Source organism: Cryobacterium sp. 10I5, from assembly GCF_035019865.1.
GTDB classification, from domain to species: domain Bacteria; phylum Actinomycetota; class Actinomycetes; order Actinomycetales; family Microbacteriaceae; genus Cryobacterium; species Cryobacterium breve_A.
The window spans coordinates 1-19572 of record NZ_JASJVI010000074.1 but is presented as its reverse complement, the minus strand read 5'-3'; the positions used below and the strand labels follow the sequence as shown (position 1 = coordinate 19572).

The 19572-nt window shown below is 68.3% G+C and carries 17 protein-coding genes and 1 riboswitch; of the genes, 7 read left to right on the top strand and 10 right to left on the bottom strand.

Annotated elements, in window-relative coordinates:
* Nucleotides 1-265 precede the first annotated feature (265 nt).
* Nucleotides 266-1153, bottom strand: coding sequence for a hypothetical protein (locus QN350_RS15375; RefSeq protein ID WP_323502846.1), 888 nt, complete (start codon nucleotides 1151-1153; stop codon nucleotides 266-268).
* A gap of 525 nt (nucleotides 1154-1678) precedes the next feature.
* Between QN350_RS15375 and QN350_RS15370 the strand changes: the two genes are divergently transcribed.
* Nucleotides 1679-2512 carry a hypothetical protein gene (locus QN350_RS15370; RefSeq protein ID WP_322138090.1) on the top strand — a complete coding sequence of 278 codons (834 nt, stop codon included), beginning with the start codon at nucleotides 1679-1681 and terminating at the stop codon, nucleotides 2510-2512.
* A gap of 58 nt (nucleotides 2513-2570) precedes the next feature.
* Here the strand turns inward: QN350_RS15370 and QN350_RS15365 are convergent, their stop codons facing one another.
* Complete coding sequence (locus QN350_RS15365) at nucleotides 2571-3002, bottom strand: organic hydroperoxide resistance protein (RefSeq protein ID WP_322138089.1); 432 nt, start codon at nucleotides 3000-3002, stop codon at nucleotides 2571-2573.
* Nucleotides 3003-3088: 86 nt separating this feature from the next.
* Between QN350_RS15365 and QN350_RS15360 the strand changes: the two genes are divergently transcribed.
* Nucleotides 3089-3661, top strand: a complete 573-nt coding sequence (locus QN350_RS15360; RefSeq protein WP_281535969.1) for a MarR family winged helix-turn-helix transcriptional regulator — start codon at nucleotides 3089-3091, stop codon at nucleotides 3659-3661.
* 15 nt (nucleotides 3662-3676) lie between these two features.
* On the opposite strand, the gene QN350_RS15355 is transcribed toward QN350_RS15360, so the two are convergent.
* Complete coding sequence (locus QN350_RS15355; protein WP_322138088.1) at nucleotides 3677-4561, bottom strand: hypothetical protein; 885 nt, start codon at nucleotides 4559-4561, stop codon at nucleotides 3677-3679.
* A gap of 146 nt (nucleotides 4562-4707) precedes the next feature.
* On the opposite strand from QN350_RS15355, the gene QN350_RS15350 reads away from it, so the two are divergent.
* A complete protein-coding gene (locus QN350_RS15350; protein WP_281535967.1) occupies nucleotides 4708-5184 on the top strand; it encodes a universal stress protein in 477 nt (158 codons plus the stop codon).
* A 13-nt stretch (nucleotides 5185-5197) separates the two neighbouring features.
* Here the strand turns inward: QN350_RS15350 and QN350_RS15345 are convergent, their stop codons facing one another.
* Complete coding sequence (locus QN350_RS15345) at nucleotides 5198-6280, bottom strand: LacI family DNA-binding transcriptional regulator (RefSeq protein WP_322138087.1); 1083 nt, start codon at nucleotides 6278-6280, stop codon at nucleotides 5198-5200.
* A 147-nt stretch (nucleotides 6281-6427) separates the two neighbouring features.
* Between QN350_RS15345 and QN350_RS15340 the strand changes: the two genes are divergently transcribed.
* Genes QN350_RS15340 through QN350_RS15330 form a run of 3 tightly spaced genes read left to right on the top strand, consistent with a single transcriptional unit; the run spans nucleotide 6428 to nucleotide 9318 of the window.
* Nucleotides 6428-7438, top strand: coding sequence for a substrate-binding domain-containing protein (locus tag QN350_RS15340; protein WP_281535965.1), 1011 nt, complete (start codon nucleotides 6428-6430; stop codon nucleotides 7436-7438).
* A 42-nt stretch (nucleotides 7439-7480) separates the two neighbouring features.
* Nucleotides 7481-8545: an ABC transporter permease gene (locus QN350_RS15335; protein ID WP_281535964.1), complete on the top strand. Its 1065-nt coding sequence runs from the start codon at nucleotides 7481-7483 to the stop codon at nucleotides 8543-8545.
* Nucleotides 8545-9318: an ATP-binding cassette domain-containing protein gene (locus QN350_RS15330; protein WP_322138086.1), complete on the top strand. Its 774-nt coding sequence runs from the start codon at nucleotides 8545-8547 to the stop codon at nucleotides 9316-9318. The genes QN350_RS15335 and QN350_RS15330 overlap by 1 nt, the downstream gene beginning before the upstream one ends.
* A gap of 125 nt (nucleotides 9319-9443) precedes the next feature.
* Here the strand turns inward: QN350_RS15330 and QN350_RS15325 are convergent, their stop codons facing one another.
* The gene (locus QN350_RS15325; protein ID WP_322138085.1) at nucleotides 9444-11714 is read right to left on the bottom strand and encodes a putative bifunctional diguanylate cyclase/phosphodiesterase; all 2271 of its coding nucleotides are present in this window, start codon (nucleotides 11712-11714) and stop codon (nucleotides 9444-9446) included.
* Between the two features lie 88 nt (nucleotides 11715-11802).
* Nucleotides 11803-11876: riboswitch (cyclic di-GMP riboswitch) on the bottom strand.
* Between the two features lie 96 nt (nucleotides 11877-11972).
* Between QN350_RS15325 and QN350_RS15320 the strand changes: the two genes are divergently transcribed.
* A complete protein-coding gene (locus QN350_RS15320; RefSeq protein WP_322138084.1) occupies nucleotides 11973-14237 on the top strand; it encodes a HelD family protein in 2265 nt (754 codons plus the stop codon).
* Nucleotides 14238-14328: 91 nt separating this feature from the next.
* Here the strand turns inward: QN350_RS15320 and QN350_RS15315 are convergent, their stop codons facing one another.
* The 5 genes from QN350_RS15315 to xylA form a co-directional block, all read right to left on the bottom strand.
* Complete coding sequence (locus QN350_RS15315) at nucleotides 14329-14688, bottom strand: CHY zinc finger protein (RefSeq protein WP_322138083.1); 360 nt, start codon at nucleotides 14686-14688, stop codon at nucleotides 14329-14331.
* Between the two features lie 10 nt (nucleotides 14689-14698).
* Nucleotides 14699-15586 (bottom strand): DsbA family protein, encoded by an 888-nt coding sequence (locus QN350_RS15310; RefSeq protein WP_322138082.1) that lies wholly within the window; start codon nucleotides 15584-15586, stop codon nucleotides 14699-14701.
* Between the two features lie 151 nt (nucleotides 15587-15737).
* Nucleotides 15738-16373: a LacI family DNA-binding transcriptional regulator gene (locus QN350_RS15305; RefSeq protein WP_322138081.1), complete on the bottom strand. Its 636-nt coding sequence runs from the start codon at nucleotides 16371-16373 to the stop codon at nucleotides 15738-15740.
* Nucleotides 16374-16558: 185 nt separating this feature from the next.
* Entirely contained in the window at nucleotides 16559-18073 is a 1515-nt protein-coding gene (locus tag QN350_RS15300; protein ID WP_322138080.1) for a xylulokinase, read from the bottom strand.
* 137 nt (nucleotides 18074-18210) lie between these two features.
* On the bottom strand, nucleotides 18211-19404 hold the full coding sequence (gene xylA, locus QN350_RS15295) for a xylose isomerase (RefSeq protein ID WP_322138079.1): 1194 nt from the start codon (nucleotides 19402-19404) through the stop codon (nucleotides 18211-18213).
* Nucleotides 19405-19572: the final 168 nt, after the last annotated feature.

Genomic DNA, 19572 nt, shown 5'->3' with positions numbered 1-19572 from the left:
ACGGCACACTAGAACCACACGAGAGTGGCCCTGTTTTCAGTTGGCAGAAGTGGCCCTATTTTCGGTTGGCGTTAACATACGCCCGGGCCATTGACAAGTGGCCAAGTCAGATGCGACAGATTTGACAGTTCTTAGTGAAATCGGTGGCCAACTCCTTGCGAAAGTGGCCAACTAAATCGCGAAACGACACCTGGATCGGAAGTAGGACGGCGGAAGGCCGGGAGCGCACTGCGCCCCCGGCCTTCCGTGTTCGTTCCGGCAGGTTCTAGTGGCCGGACGTCGCGTCCCCGTGGGCTGACGCGTCGTCGCTCGTGTCGTGGGCGGCTGTGTCCCCGTCGGTCAGGTGCTCGGTGATCTTCTGGATCTCCGGGCCGTAGGTTCCGGCGCCGGCGTCGGTCGCGATCTGCTGCGCCGCCGCATCCCGCTGGTCGGCTGGGAGGGCCGTGAGCGCCGTCAGGGCGCTCTGGAGCGGGGCCGGGAGCTTGTCGAAGAGGGCCGGGTTGTCGGCGAGGCTCGAGGCGAGCTTGATGACAGCGGCTCCGCCCCCGGAGTCGGTTCCGGTGCCGCCGGGCGCTGCAGTGTCCGTGCCGCCCGTCGTGCCGGTCGTTCCGGTGGTGCCCGTCGTCCCGGTGTCGAGGCTGCCCTCGAGTGCGGCGTGCAGGGCGGCGCGCAGCGGATGCTCCGGGTCGGCCTGGATCGCACCGGCGAGCGCCTGCGCCTGCTCGCCGTAGTCGCCGGCGAGAGCCGAGGTGGCGATGAATTCGGCGGCGGCGGTGCGGTCCCCGTCCGAGGCCTGGGTGAGGGTGGTCAGGTCGGCCTGCAGATTGGCCGGCAGGCTCGCGAAGAGCTCGGCGTGATCGGAGATCGTCGCGGCGACCTTCTGGGCCTTCTCGCCGAAGTCCTGTCCGTGCGAGACGTCGCCGCGCAGCTCGTGCGCGACAGAGCCGAAGAACGAGGCGCCCGGGGTGGCGGGGGCAGATGCCGACGGGGTCGACGGGGTGCCCGGTTCGGCGGTGCCACCCAGCGGGGCTGCTGTTGCTCCCTGCATTCCGGTGCCGAGCAGGGCGCCCGCGGCGAGCACGGACGCGGCGCCGATCGTGAGGCGCTTCTTTCGAGAGGTGGCGGTAGCCGAGGAGTTCTTGTTCTGGGTCACAGTTGTTCCTTTCGATTGCGTGCGGCCGATGGTGGGCGCAATCCCGGGAGAACCCCGGATGGCGAACCGATGCCGGCTGCACGTGGCGAGTCTAGGCAGCCCGGTCGCCCCGACCCTCCGTGTCTGCTGGGTGCCGGACCGGGGAGACGGTTGAGTGTCGCCACGACTTCCCGCGCGATGTCGGCAGTCGGCCGGCAGGCATTCACGGCCTGGTTGTCGCCCTCACCGGGCGTTTCCGAGGCTGGTCCACGCCTCCGCCTCTCCGGGAATGGCCGCGCCGGAGCTGAGCGCGGCAGTGCGGGGATTACGCTCTCGGCTGAGTCGGCGGCGTCGGCGTGGCCCCGTTTTGGGGACTGGTAGAGAACGTGAGAATGTGTCACTATAGACAGATTATCTTGTCCCCTGGTTCCACCCGTTGAGTCTGACGAACAGTCAGCTCCGGCGACGTAAACGCGACACTGAAGTGATTTGACACTGGAGTTACCGGGTTCAGCACCACGATCTGGTACTTCGGAGTCCCCTCACATGAAAAAGAAATATCTGGCGGCAGCGCTTGCGCTGTCGCTGGCTATACTCGCCCTCATCGCCCCCACCAACGTCACACCCGCCCAGGCGGCGACGCCGCCGTCCGTCAAGGTCGTCGACTCCGCGAACACCATCACAGACCCGGCCTGGTTCACGCAGGCCTACAGCGAGGGCATCCGCCTCTACGTGATGCACTCGACCGCGTGGGGCAGTTGTGCTCCGTGGGAACACACCCAGGCGCAGCTCAAGATGGCGCTCGACGCCGGCCTCAAGATCGCCGTGTACACGCGGGATGCGACGTGCTGGCAGGGCGGCATCGCCGCGGCCGGGCCGTACCAGTCGCAACTGCAGTTCTTCGCGCTCGACGTGGAGACCGGCAGCCCGCCGGTGACCCGTGCGATGGTCGACGGGGTGCGCGCGATGGGTGTGCGGCCGGTGATCTACAGCGGCTCGGGCATGTGGCCGAGCATCATGAACAACAGCAGTGACTTCGCCGACGTGCCGCTCTGGGATACCAACGCCGGCGCGGTGAACTACAGCGGCTGGGTCGCTGACACGGGCGCGCCCGCTATGGTCGCCTACGGCGGCTGGAATACCGCCGCGAACCCGCGGATCGGCGTGCAGCAGAAGTTCGAGCACAACCTGAACGGCGTGCTCGTCGATCTGAACTCCTTCGACGCGGCCTTCCTCGGCGCCCCGGCGCCCGTGGTCGTGACGCCGACGCCGACCGCCACTCCGTCGCCCACCGCGACCCCGACGCCCACGCCCACTGCAACCCCGACACCGGCGCCCACTCCAGCGCCGGCGAAGGTTCGGATCCGTCACCGGCGTTGACTCGGGCATCCGCTGGCCCGCGCTCGGCTTCGCGCTCGGGGCGCGGGGGAGGTGCGGGTTAGTCCTCGTCGGGGATGACGACGAGGGTCACCGGGATGTTGCCGCGCGTGGCGCGGGAGTACGGGCAGACCTGGTGGGCTGCCTCGAGCATCTCTTGGGCGACGACGGGGTCGACGCCGGGCAGCTGGGCCTCGATCGTGACCTCGAAGTCGAAGCCGGTGGCCATGCCGCCGACGAGGTGTACCTCGATGGAGACAGCGGAGTCGGTGACGTTGACCTTGCGCTGGCGGGCGACGCCCTTGAGTGCGTTGTGGAAGCACGCCGCCCAGCCGCTCGCGAAGAGCTGCTCGGGGTTCGTGCCCGCTCCGCCGTCGCCGCCCATTTCGGCCGGAATGGACAGGTCGAGGTCGAGTTTGTTGTCGCTCGTGACGACCTTGCCCGTTCGTCCGCCCCAGGAAGTGGCGGATGCGGTGTAGACGGCGGTGCTCATTGTGTCTTCTTTCGTGACGGGCCGGGGGCAGACTGGGGGTGGCCCTTGTGGAAGTGCTTCGTATTCGAAACAACTAGGAGCAAGTCGTGAGTATTCCCCCCGCGGGCAATCCCGTTTCCGGCAATCCGGAACAGGGCGAACCGGAACGCAGCGGCCCCGCTCCGAGCGTGTCGCCCGCGGAGATGCGTGCCTGGGCCGCCATCGTCGAGACTGCGAACATCGTGCAGTTCGCCGCCGACCGCCAGTTGCGGGACGCCGTGGGACTGACCCTCGCCCAGTTCGAGATCCTGCTCCGGCTTCTCGAGGCGCCAGAGGGGCGGTTGCGGATGACGGACATCGCCGACGCCCTGACGGTGTCCCGCAGCGGTCTCACCTACCAGGTGGCCAGGCTCGAGACCCTCGGGCTCGTCGAACGACGCCCGTCTCCTGGCGACGAGCGCTCCGTGATCGCGCATATCACGCCGGGCGGCCGGGCTGCGCTCGCCGCGGGCGGGCCCGGTTACGTCACGCTGGTCCGTGAGATGCTCTTCGACCGAATCGATCCGGGGGAACTCGCGACGGTCACGGAGATCCTCGATGACGTGCGCACACAGCTGCGTGAGCGGCCCAAGCGGTCCACGTTCCGCCGCAGCCGCGGCGCCCCCGCCGCGGGCGACTGATCGACCTCTACCCGATCAGACCGTCGGGATCAGCTCGGTGCGGGCGCACGGCTGCCCGCCGACGAGATTGAGACAGGACGCGAACACCGAGGGGTACGGTTCACTCAGCGAAGACCCGAACCAGGTGTTGTAGAACAGCCAGAAATTCAGGTTTCCGTGCGTCGAGCATCCGCCGCCCTCGCCGTTCGTGTCGGCGAGTGCGGCAGCATCCGGCTGGTACGGCGTGTAGTTGTACAGGTTCGCCGTGGCCTGGTTGCGGATCTGAACCGTCGCCGCGCCGCAGGCCGAGTCGGGGTTGTACGCGACACTGACCGCGCCGACCTTGTAGGCGCGTTCGGGCTCCTGGGTGTACTGCCGGAACTGCCACGCGGCCCGATAGACCTGATTGAAGAAGCCGAAGTACTCCGCATCGCAGTCTGCGGTATCCGGGCAGCCGTAGCCCGTCGCCCGCAGGTAACCGGATGCGCTGGGCCGGGTGAGGAGGGACTGTTCCTTCTGCAGCAGCACGAGCAGAACCCGCGGACTGATCGTGCACGCCTCGGCGACCTTCTCGATGATCGAGCTCGCCCGCTCGTTCGTCGCGCCCTCATAGGCGGCGCAGTGACCGGGGCCCTGCGCGGGTTCGGACGCGGTCGACTCGCGGTACTCCCAGAGGCACGGCGACTCGTCGCGTCGCACACAGTTCCGGCCTTCCAGGAAGGACTGCACCTCTTCGGTCGTCATCGCATCGGGGTTGTAGAAGTTGTAGTCGCTGATCAGGGCGCCGGCGTCGAAGACGGCGGGATCGGAGGACGCTGTCTGCGGCACGACGACAGATCGCACAAGGAAGCCGCCGGCGACGATCGCGGCGACCGTCGCGACGGCGATGAGAATTCGTCGCTGGGAGGCGCGGAGAGGCATGACTCCACCCTAACCGGGCCGGGCAAACGATCGGGGTCGGAGCGGGGCTGACGCCGGGGATGACGGTGCGGAGCAGCGCCAGTGGTTTTTCTCGAGGTCGGGGTTGATTTCTGTCGCGCCCCCTTCGCCGGGAGTAGCGTGGGGGTATGTCAGGCATCGATGCAGACCAGTCACCAGCTCCCACGGGCAGTATCGTCGTCGGGCACGACGGCTCAGACTACGCGAACCATGCGCTCGAGGTTGCCCTCGACCTCGCGGGCCCGCTCGGCGCATCCGTCGTCGTCGTTCGGGCCTGGTCGATCGACACGGCCCCGCGCCCGGCCGACTGGAAGTTCGGCTACGTCTCGCCCCTCACCGATTATGCCGGCGTGGTACGGGAGAAGCTCGAGGCCGATGCCGGACCGATCGTGGCGCAGCACCCGGGAGTGCCCGTCGAGTACCGGGCGGCGTACGCGACACCGCTCAGCTGCCTGATCAGCGTGTCCCGTGGGGCACGGATGCTGGTCGTCGGCTCCCGCGGGCGCGGCGGCCTCGCCGGGATGCTCCTCGGGTCTGTCAGCGAGCAGTGTGTGCGACACGCGGACTGCCCGGTGCTCGTGGTGCGGCCCAGCGTGCCTGCCTGAGCGGTCCAGCGGTCTAACGTTCCGGCGTGGCGGTCCTGAGGTCAGCAACCGACGCCCGGGGAATGAGTTCCGTCGGGAGCTGGATGTCTTCAACCGGCTGCCCCGGAGACTCGATCTCGGCCACGAGTCGCTCGACGGCGAGCTCTCCAAGTTGCTCGACCGGGCGGGCGACGACCGTGATGCCCGGGACCATGTATGCCGCCCAGGGGCTGTCGTCGACCGTGACCAGGGACACTTCGCGTCCGATTGCGAGCCCGCGCGAACCGGCGACCTTGAGCACGGACAAAGCCATGTCGTTGTTGGACGTGAAGATGATCGAGGGCGGGGCGTCCAGATCGAGCATCGCCGCAACAGCGGCCTCCGATGACTCCGGGACGTCTTCGCTGAAGTGCCAGACCTGGTCTTCGGGAGGGATGCCCGCCTCGGCCGCTCCAGCGGCGAAACCATCCGCACGGTCCCGCACGCTCGAGATCAGTGCGGGCGGCCGGGCCACGGTGTGGCCCGCGATATTCGCTGCCGTGACCAGGAAACCGAGCCGGGTGTGCCCGAGGGCCACGGCATTGCGGACCGCCTCCCGCGTACCGGTGTAGTCGTCAGTCGTCACCGTGCTGACCCCCAGATCGTCCAGGCGACGGTCGACGAGCACAAGCGGGCGGCCGCCCAGGTTTCCGGCCTCGAGGTGCTCGCTGTGGCCGGTTGCGGAGGGGAACACGATCAGGCCGTCGACCTGCTTCTCGAGCAGAGTCTCGATGGCCCTCCGCTCCACCTCGGCGTCCTCGTCGGTGTTGCTGATCAGGACCTGGTAGCCGCGTTTTCGCGCCGCATCGACGATGGACTTCGTGGCGCGGTCGAAGAAGGCGTTCGTGAAGTCGGCAATGACCACGAGTCCGATCGTGCCGGTCGAGCCGGCGCGCATCGCCCGCGCGAGTTCGTTCGGGCGGTAGCCGATCTCGTCTGCTGCGCGACGGACGCGTTCCACGGTGGCCGCGGACGTGCGCCCATACCCGGAGAGGGCCCGGGAGGCGGTGGCTCGGGAGACCCCGGCCTGCTCTGCGACGTCGACGATCGTCGGAGCGTGATTTCGTCGTTCAGCCATGAACAATCCTCGTAATCGAAACGTTACCGAACAGGCTTGCGCCGCGGTGCTGTGTGCTGCAATCTTATACAAGTTTGCGAGAACGATCTCGCAAGCGGTTGTTGCACTTGCATCTGCAGTTGCACTTATGTGTCAAAGGAGACCTCCATGAAGCGTTCCTACCGAGCGATCACCACCGTCGGCGTCGCCGCCGCATTCGCCATCTCGATGACCGCCTGCTCCACGACGGCGAGCACCGGTTCGTCGACGACGGCCACCGCGAAGAAGGACATCTCCATCGCGTTCGTGATGGGCGCAGAGTCCGACCCGTTCTTCCAGGCCATGAAGGTCGGCGCAGAGGACGAAGCCAAGGCCGAGGGCGTCAAGCTCATCTGGCAGGGCGACCCGGCGAAGTACTCGGCCGAGACCCAGATCCCGATCGTCGACGCCGTACTCGCGCAGCAGCCCACCGGCCTCGTGCTCATCCCGACCGACCCGAAGGCCCTGCAGGCGTCGGTCGCCAAGGCCACCGCGGCCGGCATCCCCGTCGTCAACGTGGACACCCACGTGGGCGACCTCAAGGACGTCGTCAGCTTCATCACCGGTGACAACGCCGACGGCGGCGCCAAGGCCGCTGACGCGCTCGCCACCCAGATCGGCTACAAGACCGGTGGCTCGTACAAGGTCGTCGTCGGACTGACCAGCGCCACCGCCACCACCAACGTGAGCCGCCTCGACGGTTTCAAGGCCCAGGTCGCCGCGAAGTACCCCGGTGTGGAAATCGTCGACGTGGCATACTCCGAGTCCAACCCGGAGACGGCCGCCACGAACGTGAGCAACTGGCTGACCAAGTACCCGGACCTCAACGGCATCTTCGCGATCGACGGCACGAACGCCTCCGGTGCGGCCGCCGCGCTCGAGTCGAAGGGCCTCAGCGGCAAGATCGGCCTCGTCGGCTACGACGCATACCCGGACAACGTCGCCAAGATCAAGTCGGGCATCTTCACCGCCCTCGTCGCCCAGGACCCCGCCGCCGAGGCGCGCCTGGCCATCAAGACCCTCGTCGAATTCATCAACACCGGCAAGACGGCGACCGAGCACGAAGTCGTCATCCCCAACGTTGTCCTCGACTCGAAGACCTCCGACGCTGACTTCGCCAAGTACACCTACGTCAAGTAACTGACGCTTCCCGTACTTCACGACAAGAGCCAGGGAGTCATCATGACCAACAGCAATCAAACCACTACGCGGAAGCCGGGCATCCCGGCGGAACAGAAGCCGGTTCCGCTCGCGCTCACGGCGCGGATCAGCACCCTCGCGTCGAACCAGAGCACCATCCTGATCGGCGTAATGGTACTGCTCATCGTCGTCTTCTCGGTGCTGGAGCCCAAGTTCTTCTCCGCACTGACCGCCAGCAACATCCTCACGGACTGGGGATCGGTCGTCCTGATTGCAGTTGGCCAGACCTTCGTGGTGATCAGTGGCGGAATCGACCTCTCGGTCGGTGCCATCATCGGCCTCAGCGGAGTCGTGTCGGCCTGGACGATGGCGAACGTCCTCAAGGTCGACCAGACGGTGTCCGGCTCGGACGCGTCGGGCCCGCTCTTCATCGGCACGCTGGTGTCGGTGGGAGTGGGGCTCCTCGTGGGCCTGACGAACGCTTTCCTGATCAACAAGCTCCGGATCGTCCCCTTCATCGCGACCCTGTCGACGATGGGGGCCGCCCTCGGGCTCTCGGTGATCATCTCGAGCGGGCAGCCGATTGGATCCGCGAACAACTTCGACCTCATCGCCGCAATGGACCCGAAGACGAACCCGTTGTCGTGGGCTCTGATCGTCGTGATCGTCGTAGTGACCATCGCCGGCCTGTTCCTGCACAAGGCACGGTTCGGCCTCTACACCTACGCGATCGGCTCGAACACCTTTGCCGCCCGCGGCGCGGGCATCAACGTCGAACGCCACCTGACGTTGGTCTACGCGCTCTCCGGAGCCCTGGCCGGCCTCGCCGGGATGTACGTCTACCTGCGCCTCGGTGCCGGCTCGCCGTCATCGGGAACCGGGCGTGAGCTCGACGCCATCGCCGCGGTCGTCATCGGCGGCGCCTCCCTGATGGGTGGCATCGGCCGGATTTGGGGCACCGTGCTCGGTGCGCTCATCCTCTTCACGGTGCAGTCCGGACTGATCATGGTCGGCGTTGCACCGGACTGGAAGAAGGTCGTTGTGGCCATCCTGATCGCCGCGGCGGTCGCTGCGCAGACGCTGCAGAGCAAGAACGGAAGAAAATAATGACCGGCGAAGTGATCTACGAAGTCAAGAACGTCTCGAAGCGATACGGGTCGGTCGTGGCCCTCGACGGTGCGAGCCTCAAGCTGCACGCCGGCGAGGTGCTCGGCCTGGTCGGCGACAACGGCGCAGGCAAGTCGACGCTCGTCAAAGTCCTCTCGGGGGCGCACCAGCCCAACGGCGGGAAGATCTACCTCGATGGGGTCGAGCGCACCTGGGGCTCGCCCCGGGAAGCGCTCGAGGCCGGCGTCGAGACCCTCTATCAGGACTCGGGACTCGCCCCGCACCTCACGGTGTCGCAGAACGTGTTCCTCGGCCGGGAGAAGACCGTCAAGGGAGTCTTCGGCAAGATGGGCTTCCTGGCCCGCAAGGAGATGGAGCACGACGCCCACGAGGACCTCGAGCGCGTCGGGATCGCCGTTCCGGCGTCCGACCGTCCGGTGTCCCAGCTTTCGGGCGGGCAGCGGCAGGCAGTGGCGATCGGTCGCGCCGTGGCCTGGGCGCGCCGGGTGATCATCCTTGACGAGCCGACCAACCACCTCGGCGCACGGCAGGCCGGGGAGGTGCTCCAGGTGGTACGGGCGGCCAAGGCGAAGGGGCTCGGCGTGATCTTCATCTCGCACACCCTCCCGCACGTGCTCGAGGTCACCGACCGGGTCGTGGTGCTGCGACTCGGGAAGATCGTGATGGATGCGCCCACGTCGGAATTCGACGGTGATCGCCTGATCGGGGTGCTCACCGGGACCATCCAGACGGTCAGGGTCGAGGGCGACTGACCCGCCGGTCGTCCACCACGGGAACCAAACGAATCGGCCCCCGGGGGGAGCACTGCAGAAACTCGCAGTGCTCCGCCCGGGGGCCGTCGTTGTGTCGTCGCTTCCTGAGACCGGGCGTCCTGATCTCAGACGCTCGTGCGGAGCAATCCCCCGACATCCGCTCCTGGACCGTTCGCTCCGGCGCGATTGTCCGCCAGCCAGCCGGTCAGGTCGGCGGCCGACAGGGGACGCGAATAGCGGTAGCCCTGCACCCCACCCGCGCCGAGGTCTCCCAGGAGGCGCTCCTGATCAAGCCGCTCGACGCCCTCTGCGACCGTCGCGATCCCGAGTTGGGCGCACAGGCGCACGATCGCCTCGATGACGGAGCGGTCGGAGGGAATGGACACCGCGCCGGCGACGAAACTCATGTCGATCTTCACGACGTCGACGGGGAGCGCGCGCAATGACGTCAGGGAGGCGTAGCCCGTGCCGAAGTCGTCGAGTGCGATCCCGACGCCGAGCGCCCCGATCGCACGGAGGCGACCGATCGCGGCGGGGGAATCCAGCACGACCGTCTCGGTGAGTTCGACGACGAGATCCTTCGCGAGGGTCCCGGTGTCGGCCAGGCAGCCGATGATCGATTCGACGAACCCCTCACGGTCGAGCTCGTGGGCCGAAACGTTCACGTGCACGGCCAACGGCGCTCCAGGATTAGCCTTCCGCCACGCCGCGGCGTCGAGGCAGGCGCGTCGCATCACGAAAGCGCCGATACCGATGATCGCGCCGGTCCGCTCAGCGACGTGGATGAAGTCACCGGGGTAGAGCAAGCCGCGTTCCGGGTGTTGCCAGCGGACGAGCGCCTCGACAGCGGTGCACTGCAGCCCGGGGAGGTCGAGGATGGGCTGGTAGTGCACGACGAGCTCATTGGCGGCCGCCGCGGCCGCGAGTTGCCATTCGAAGGTGACCCGGGGATTGTCCACGCGGAGGAGGCCAGGCTCGAAGACCTGGACGCGGTTCTTGCCGTTGGCCTTCGCCGCGTACATGGCCACGTCCGCCTGGTGCACCAGGTCCTCGACGTCGATCCCGGCTGCCGCGGTCGCGAGGCCGATGCTGACGCCGACCTGCGCGGTCTCTGCACCGAGACGCACGGGTTCGGCAATCGCCGCGCCGAGACGCCGCGCGATCTCGAGGGCATCCGCTTCGTTCGTACCGGCAAGGACGATGGCGAATTCGTCGCCGCCGAGCCGCGCGCAGACGTCTCCGGGGCGCGTGTGCGTGCGCATCCGGTCCGCGACCGTGACCAGGAGGTCGTTGCCGGCCCGGTGGCCGAGAATATCGTTGACGTCCTTGAAGTCGTCGAGGTCGAGGAAGAGCACATGCAGGCCATCGGTGGGCCTGGCCCCGGCGAGGATCGCGGTCAGCCGGGCGGTGAACGCGGCGCGGTTGTCCAGCCTGGTCAGTGGGTCGGAGCTGGCCTGGACAAGCAGCTCCTCTTGCACCGAGCTGTTGCGGAGCGCCAGGGCAACCTGAATGGACAGGGCGCGCACCGCGACGAGGGCTTCCGGAGGGACGACGTTCGGTGCTCCGACGAGGATCCAGGCGTTCGTCCGCACGTCCGAGGCGAGGCACGCCCAGGCCAGCCGCTCACCGACGGCGGCATCGAGGGGCGCGGCATCACCGACCCGCGCGTCGCTCGCGCTGGGGCATAACGTCATGACCGTCGAGGGCACGGCATCCGGGATCGAGGAGAACTCTCCCGACACCGCGTCGACGCGGAGCACCGGGCCGTCGAGGACGGCGCGAAGCACGCGCAGTCCGGGGGTGGCGGCACAGATACTTTGCGCACCGGCCCAGCCGATCACCCCGATGGCTTCCGCGTCGCTGGCGCCGAGAAGCAGCGAGCCGGTCACGGCGAGTTCCCTGTCGCGCAGCATGCCCTGTTCTCGGGAGAGCAGGACGATGCTCAACTGGCGTGCGATCAGCATCGTCAGGAAGAGAAGCGGAATTGCATTAAGGGTATCGGTGACACCGATCCACAGGGGAACCTCGTGAAAGAGGGGCCACAGTGAAACTGAGAGGACAAGCGACAGGGAGGCGAGGCAACTTCGCAGCACCGATCTCAGCGTTGACCCATAGAGGCCACGCACCCAGATGGACGCGAAGACCACGGCGAGCATTCCCACGGGGTTGGGCAACGCCTGGGCGAAGAGGACAAAGGCAACCGCGTCGCCGAATTCGAGCGGGATCGGGACCCGGCCGCGCGCGAAGCAGAGGTACCAGGACGCGATCAGGAACGCACCGGTCACGATCCCGAGGACCAGCAGTCCGCCCCTCGCCATGAGCACGATGCCCGGCATGTTGAACAGGACCGAGCCGACGGCCGCGAGGCCGAACAGCCATCGAGTTCCCTCGGTCATGCCCCCTGGCCGTCGGAACGGGTTCGGCCAAGGCCGAATTGTCGACGTTTGCCCTGATGTGGCGGCCATCGCGCGTGTTCCCCTGTCAGTGTGTAGGCCGGCTAACCCGAAGGTCCCGTGCCTTTGCGACCCCGCCTTTCGACGGGTGTGCCCGTATGAGACCGCAGTGATGGGAGCGTGTTCACACAGGGCCAGCCTAACCTCCGCGTTCGAGGGGCCTCGCCGAATGGAGCACCCATCTGCGTCGGGTAAACTCGAATGTCGGATTTGAGGGGTGTTTCGGTGGTCGACCTGGAGCTTGAACGGGAACAGAACTATGTGGCAACGCTGTACGCGCGTCTCGACGCGCTGCAACGGGAGGCCGAAGACCAGCTGACGGCGGTACGGCTGCTCGATGTCGGGGGAAATCACCAGACTCGCTCCGAGCGGGACACCTTCGCGCGCCTCTACGAGGACCGGATCGTGCAGTTGCGGGAGATCGACGACCGGCTGGCGTTCGGCCGGCTCGAACTCGCCGCGGACGATGCGAGCGGCGACTCCGTGTTCCGCTACATCGGCAGGGTCGGGCTGCGTGACGAAGACCTGCAGCCGATGCTGCTCGACTGGCGGGTGCCGCAGGCCAGTGCCTTCTACCAGGCGACGGCCGCGACTCCGCTGGGAGCCAGGGCCAGGCGTCACCTGCAGTCCAAGGGGCGGACCATCATCCGGATCGAGGACGAGATCCTCGACGCCGAACTGCTCGGCGGAGAGTCCTCCGAGCATCAGGGTGAGGGAGCATTGCTCTCCGCGCTGACCGCCCAGCGCACCGGGCACATGCCCGACATCGTCGCGACCATCCAGGCGGAACAGGACCGGATCATCCGCTCCGACCTCGCCGGAGTGCTCGTCGTCCAGGGCGGGCCAGGGACAGGCAAGACCGCCGTCGCGCTGCACCGTGCCGCGTACCTGCTCTACACGCATCGCGATCGCCTGAAGCACAACGGCGTGCTCATCGTGGGGCCATCCCGTTCGTTCCTGCAATATATCGAGGCAGTGCTGCCGTCGCTCGGCGAGACCGGAGTCGTTCTCGCGAGCGTGGGTCAGCTCTACCCTGGAGTCGAAGCGACGCGCGAGGACGCGCCAGCCGTCGCGGCGCTCAAGGGCCAGGGCTTCATGGCCGCGCTCGTGGCGCATGCGGTGCGCTCCAGACAGCGCATCCCCGTGGGCACCCGGCAGCTCGAGGTCAACGGCGACAGGCTGACCCTGAGCCCGCAGCTCGTCGCGAACGCGATCGCCAAGGCCCGTGAGGGCGGAAAGCCGCACAACCTCGCGAGGGTCACGTTCGTGAAGACCGCGATCGGCGCCCTCGCGCGGGACTGGCTGCGGCAGTTGCAGCAGGGCGGCGCCTCGATGGACGAGAGCGACCTGCCGATGCTGCGCGAGGACCTGCGGCTTGCCCAGGACGTGCGCGTGGCGCTCAACACCGCATGGCTTCCGCTCACCCCCGAGAAGCTCGTGCAGGACCTCTACGCGCGCCCGCAGTGGCTCGCCGAACTCACCCCGGGCTGGAGTGCGGAGCAGCGGGCGCTCCTGCACCGGGCCAGGGACGCCGAGTTCACGATCGCCGACATCCCGCTGCTCGACGAGGCCGCCGAGCACCTCGGCGAGTACAACGTCGTCGACGTCGCACTCAAGCGCGAGCAGAAGGAACAGCGCAAACGCGACATCGAGAATGCCGAACTCGCGATCGCGAACATGGACGTGAAGGGCCTCGTCAACGCCCGCGCCCTCGCGGACAACTTCGCCGAGCTCGGCGACCGGGCCACGACCGCCGAGCGTGCGGCCGTCGACCGGACCTGGACCTACGGCCATGTCGTCGTCGACGAAGCGCAGGAGCTCTCACCCATGCAGTGGCGGCTCTTGCTGCGCCGTGGACCGCGCCGGTCGTTCACGGTCGTCGGCGACATCGCCCAGGCGGCGTCCGCCTCCGCCTCCGGCAGCTGGAAAGAGGCCCTCGCGCCTATCCTCGACGCCTCCCTCGAGGCCGGGCGCTGGCGCCTCGAGGAACTGACCGTGAACTACCGCACACCCCGACAGATCGCGACCGCGGCCGAGGACATGGCAATCGCGCATGGCCTGCCGGTGACGCCCTCGCGGTCGGTCCGTGCGAGTGAGTGGCCGATAGCCGTCGAAGCGGATGTCGCGACCGCGGTTCGCCGCGAGCGCGCGCTGCGTGCGGGCGGCACCCTCGCCGTGATCGCAGCCGATGCGGCGTTGGAGGCCGTCGGGGCGGAACTCGCCGCCGAGTTCGGGGACCGGGTCGGTCTCGGCGCGCTCGGGCTGATGCGGGAGATCGCGCTCCTCGGCCCCCGAGACGCCAAGGGCCTCGAGTTCGACGCCGTGATCGTCGTCGATCCCGCCGGCATTGTGGCCGCCTCGGAGCGCGGGGCCGGAGCGCTGTACGTCGCTATGACCCGTGCGACGCAACGCCTCTACCTCGTCGCCGACGTGAACTCCCCGCTGCCCGCCGGCCTGACCCGCTGACCCCAACGCGCTGACCGCGCTGAGGTGTCGCATATCGACGTTCCCGGGCCTCGGGAACGTCGATATGTGACACCTCAGATCGAGAACGGGGTCAGGGGCTGGGCACCTCGAAGTACAGGTGGGCGTGCGCCCGGCAGCCGTCGTTGAAGGGGGCCGTGCAGTGCGGGCAGTGGGTCGCCGTGCGGTAGTCGGTGATGCTCAGGGTGCTGCGGCAGACCCCGCAGAGGATCGCCTGTTCCGCCCACAGCCCGACCGGCCACTGCCGCGCGGCGTGATCGGCCGCGGCGGCGTGGCAGAGGTGACAGGGGTAGAACCGGTCGCAGCAGTAGAACCGGATCGCGACGACATCCGCTGCCGTGTTGTAGTGCACACACCGCGTCTGGTCGTCGACGGTCTCGCCGAAGACCTCTGGGGCCGTCACGCCCGGCCGTTCCGGGCCCGGCTGCTGCACCAGCGGCCGCCTACTTCTTGGCGGCTGCGGTGACCTGGTCCTGGACGAAGGTGGAGAACACCTTCGCGTCGGTCAGGGAGCCGGTGTATGCGACGCCGTTCACGAGCACGGTCGGGGTTCCGGCGACCTTGGTGAGGGTCGTCGAGTTGGGCAGCGGGCCGGCCAGGGCACGCTTGGTCGCGTTACCGACCCAGGACTTGAAGGTGCCGTCGGTGATGCACTTCGTGACGCTCGCGTCCGTGACACCGGCCGTCGTGACGAGGCTCGCGAGTTCCTGGTCCGTCAGGCCCGGGGTGCTCTCGGCTGGTTGCTTGGCGAACAGGGCGGCGTTGACAGCCGGGAATACGGCGGGCTGGGAGTTGGCCACGCACACGGCGGCGTTCGCGGCGCGGGTCGAGTACTTCGTGCCCGCCGAGTTGGCGTCGAGGATGGAGATCGGGTGGAACTCGAGCGTCGCGTTGCCCGCGGTGACCCACTGGTTGATCGCGGTGCCGTTGGTGGCCTCGAACTGGCCGCAATACGGGCACAGGTAGTCGGCGTAGACCACGATGTTCGCGGTGTTCGTGAGCTTCGTCTGGTCGGTCGCGACCGGCGCGGCGTCCGCGGCGAGGGCGACCGTGGGGACGGCGGTGATCGTGGTGCCGTCGCCCGTGAGCAGAACGCCATCGCTCGCCATGTTGAGGGGACCGGCCGCGGCGGGGCCGTTGCTGTTCACAATGACGAGGGCGACGACCACGGCGATCGCAACCAGGCCGGCGCCGATGCCGCCGCGCAGGAACAGCTTGTTTCGCTTGTCCTTCTTCTGCTGGGCTTCACGCATCAGGCGGGCGCTCTCCCGTGCCGCGTCGCGGCGGTCCTTCTTCGGGGGCGTGCCTTTGCCGGGGAGGTTGCTGTTCATAGACCCTGTACACCGTTTCGTCGCGAGTGACTTATCGAATCTAGGTTAGGCCGTCCACCTCCACGCCCCGTGCCATCGGGCTGGGAGCCAGCTGTGAGGAGGGTTGGAACCAGGTGATGAGGTGCGGCTGCCGGTGCGCGGCCGGCCGGAATCAGGTCGCGACGGTCGACGACGACGTTCCGGGCCCGGGGGCCGGAAGGACGAGCGCTCGGGCGACCGCCGCGCGACCGACGGCGGCAAGGGACGCCGGCCCCGCCTCGGCGCCGGCACCGCTGCGCGGGACGGTCGAGAAGCCGAGGGAACGCTCGCCGAGCACGACCACCCGGCCACCGCCGGTCTCGAAGGAGCGCAGCTCCGCCGTGAGCGATGTGCCGTCTGCATCCTCGGGAGACGGCGGTCCGGCGAGGATCAGGATCCGGGGGCGCTGCCCGCGCAGGGACCGGACGAGTGCGAGTTCACGGTCAGGGTCGCCGGCGGTGACGGTCACCGTGACGGTGAGGCCGGCATCCGCTGCCGCGTCGATCACGCCGGACGCGAGGAAGGCGTCGGACGGGTCTGCAATGTCGGAGACGAGGAGCGCGATCGTCCGGGTACTTCCCGTGGCCACCGCCTGCGCCGAGAGGTTGGGGGTGTAGCCGAGCTGGGCGGCGGCCGTGAAGACCCGGTCGCGGTAGTCGCCGTTGACGGTCCGGGAGCTCCCGTTCAGGGCGCGCGAAGCGGTGGCGAGGGACACCCCGGCGGCGGTGGCCACGTCGAGCAGGGTGGGCAGCCTGGATGACGGACTCATCGGTCCATCCCCTTCCTGGGGCTGGCGGGCCGGGTCGCGGTTCGGGTCGCGGTTCGGCAGATGCCTGTCATTGTGGCATGCCGGGCGCGGGGATGGTGCTCGGGAGCCTGAGACTCTCCTGCAGAACCGAGAAAAGCCCCCCGGCCGTGGGGCGGCCGGGGGGATTCCTGCTCGCCGGCGGTGGGTCAGGCCTCCACGCGGTGTGCGGCGTACTGCGAGCGGATGACGGGGCGGAAGTCGATCGTCGGCTCCGCCGCGAGCGAGATGCGCCACTCCGGTCGCGCTCCCGTCAGCGTCCACGCCGCCTGGACGGCCGCACCGTCGGCGACATACTCGCCGGGGGACGGAACGACGACGGGGGTGTCGAAGAGCTGCGCCGCGATGCCGCGGACAGCGGGGTTCTGCGCGGCGCCGCCGATCAGGAGCACGCGGGAGACGACGACTCCCTGGCCGCGCACGGCCTCGAGGCCGTCGGCGAGCCCGCAGAACAGGCCCTCGATCGCCGCGCGGGCGAGGTTCGGCCGGGTGGTCGAGGCGAGGGTGAGCCCGAAGAGCGTCGCGGTCGCGTGCGGCAGGTTCGGGGTGCGCTCGCCTTCGAAGTAGGGCTGGAGTACGAGGCCGTTCGCGCCGGGCTCCGCCTCGAGGGCGAGGCGGCCGAGCTCGTCGTGGTCCACGCCGAGGAGTCCGCGCACCGCGTCGAGCACGCGCGCGGCGTTGAGCGTCGCGACGAGCGGAAGGAACAGCCCGCTCGCGTCGGCGAACCCGGCGACCGTGCCCGTCGCATCCGTTGCCGGGGTCGTGGTCACCGCGAAGACGGTGCCGCTCGTGCCGATCGACACGATGACGTCGCCGTCGCCCGCTCCGAGGCCGAGGGCGGCGCCCGCGTTGTCGCCGGCGCCGACGCCGACGACGATGCCGGCGGGCAACCAATTCGACGGAGATTTCGGGTCGGTAAACGACGTACTCGTCGTCCCAGGTGTCGAATCGGCGGAATCTCCGTCGAATTCGTCAGGGGCGGCGAGGCTCAGCGCGACCGTCTCTCCGGCGATCTCACCGGGGCCGAGCACCCGAGGCAGCACGGCCTGGTGTCCGAGGGCCCGCTCGAAGAGGTCGAGGTCGTACTCGCCGGTGCTGGGCGACCAGTAGCCGGTGCCACTCGCGTCGGAACGGTCGGTGGTCAGCTCGGTCAGGTCGGGGCCGAGGGGGCTGTCGTCGGCCGGGCCGAAGCCGCGCAGCCGCCAAGTGAGCCAGTCGTGGGGGAGTGCGACCGCGGCGACGCGTGCGGCGTTGCCCGGTTCGGCGTCACGCAGCCAGCGGAGCTTCGTCGCGGTGAACGAGGCAACGGGCACGAGTCCGGTGCGCTGGGCGTATTCGGCGGCGCCGACCTCGTCGATCAGCTCCGCGGCGGCGGGGGCGCTGCGGGTGTCGTTCCAGAGCAGGGCCTGGCGGATGACGCGGCCGTCGATGTCGAGGACCACCATGCCGTGCTGCTGGGCAGCGATCGAGATCGCGGCGACATCATTCAGTCCGCCGGCGTCGGCGACAGCGACCTGCAGTGCGTCCCACCATGCCTGCGGGTCGACCTCTGTTCCCTCGGGATGAACGGCGCGGCCGCTGCGCACGAGCGCACCGGTTTCCGTGTCACGAACGACGACCTTGCAACTTTGGGTCGAGGAATCGACTCCGGCAACCAGTGACATGACTACATTCTCCGCTTCGAGAGGGGTGAGGTGCGGGTGAGGACGTGCGGGTGACGTGCGCGAACGCGCCCCGGCCGGTTTGTCGCGCCCCCCAGATGAGCGTGACACGCCGGCCGGGGCGCGCAGGTGATGCGGTGTTAGTTGCGGGCGCCGAGCAGGTGCTCGAGGGCCAGCTGCTGCAGGCGGACGAAGCCGAAGCCCTTGCCACCGAAGTACGCGTCGGTGTCGAAGTCTTCGTAGGAGGCGCGGTCGGCGAGCAGGTCGTCGTAGGTTTCGCCTTCGCCGAGGGTCGGCAGCGCGAGGTCGGGCACCTTGGCGGCGGCGAGCATCTGCTGCACCTCGGGATCGGCACGGAAGGACGCGGCACGTTCCTTGAGGAGCAGGTACGTCTGGATGTTGGCCTTGGCGGAGTCCCAGACGCCCGTGATGTCCTCGGTGCGGCTCGGCTTGTAGTCGAAGTGGCGCGGGCCCTCATAGGCCTGGCCACCGTTCGGGCCGCCGTTTTCGAGCAGGTCGACCAGGGCGAAGGCGTTGTGCAGGTCGCCGTGGCCGAAGACGAGGTCCTGGTCGTACTTGATGCCGCGCTGGCCGTTGAGGTCGATGTGGAAGAGTTTGCCCTGGTAGAGCGCCTGAGCGATGCCGGCGGCGAAGTTGAGCCCGGCCATCTGCTCGTGGCCGACCTCGGGGTTCACGCCGACCATTTCGGGGCGCTCGAGGGTCGTGATGAACGCCATCGCGTGGCCGATCGTCGGCAGCAGGATGTCGCCGCGGGGTTCGTTCGGCTTGGGCTCGATCGCGAAGCGGAGGTCGTAGCCCTTGTCGGTGACGTAGTCGCCGAGCAGGTTGACGGCCTCACGGTAGCGGGAGAGAGCCGAGCGGATGTCCTTGGCCGAGTCGTACTCCGCGCCTTCGCGCCCGCCCCACATCACGAAGGTCTTCGCGCCGAGCTCGGCGGCGAGGTCGATGTTGCGCAGCACCTTGCGCAGGGCGAAGCGACGGACGCTGCGGTCGTTCGAGGTGAAGCCGCCGTCCTTGAAGACGGGCTCGCTGAACAGGTTCGTCGTGATCATCGGAATGATCAGGCCGGTGTCCGCACAAGCCTGCTTCACGCGGTCGATCTGCGACTGGCGCTTCTCTTCCGTGCAGCCGAACGGGAACAGGTCGTTGTCGTGGAAGGTCAGGCCGTACGCCCCGATTTTCGCCAGGTTCTCCACGGCGTCGACGACGTCGAGCGGCGGACGGGTCGGACCGCCGAACGGGTCAGCGCCGTTGTAGCCGATGGTCCAGAGGCCAAAGGAGAATTTGTCTGCGGGGGTAGGCGTGATGGCCATGAGGTTCCTTGTCTGTCAGCGACGTTGATGATTTGTTGTAGCTATAAACATATTAGGGGAAAAGCGGATGCTGCGCTACCGTTCCCGCGCAATCGGTGCGACCGGAAATGGGCTGGTCGCGCCCACTGTCGCCGTTGCCGCCGAGTGTCGCCGTTGTATGGGCGACAC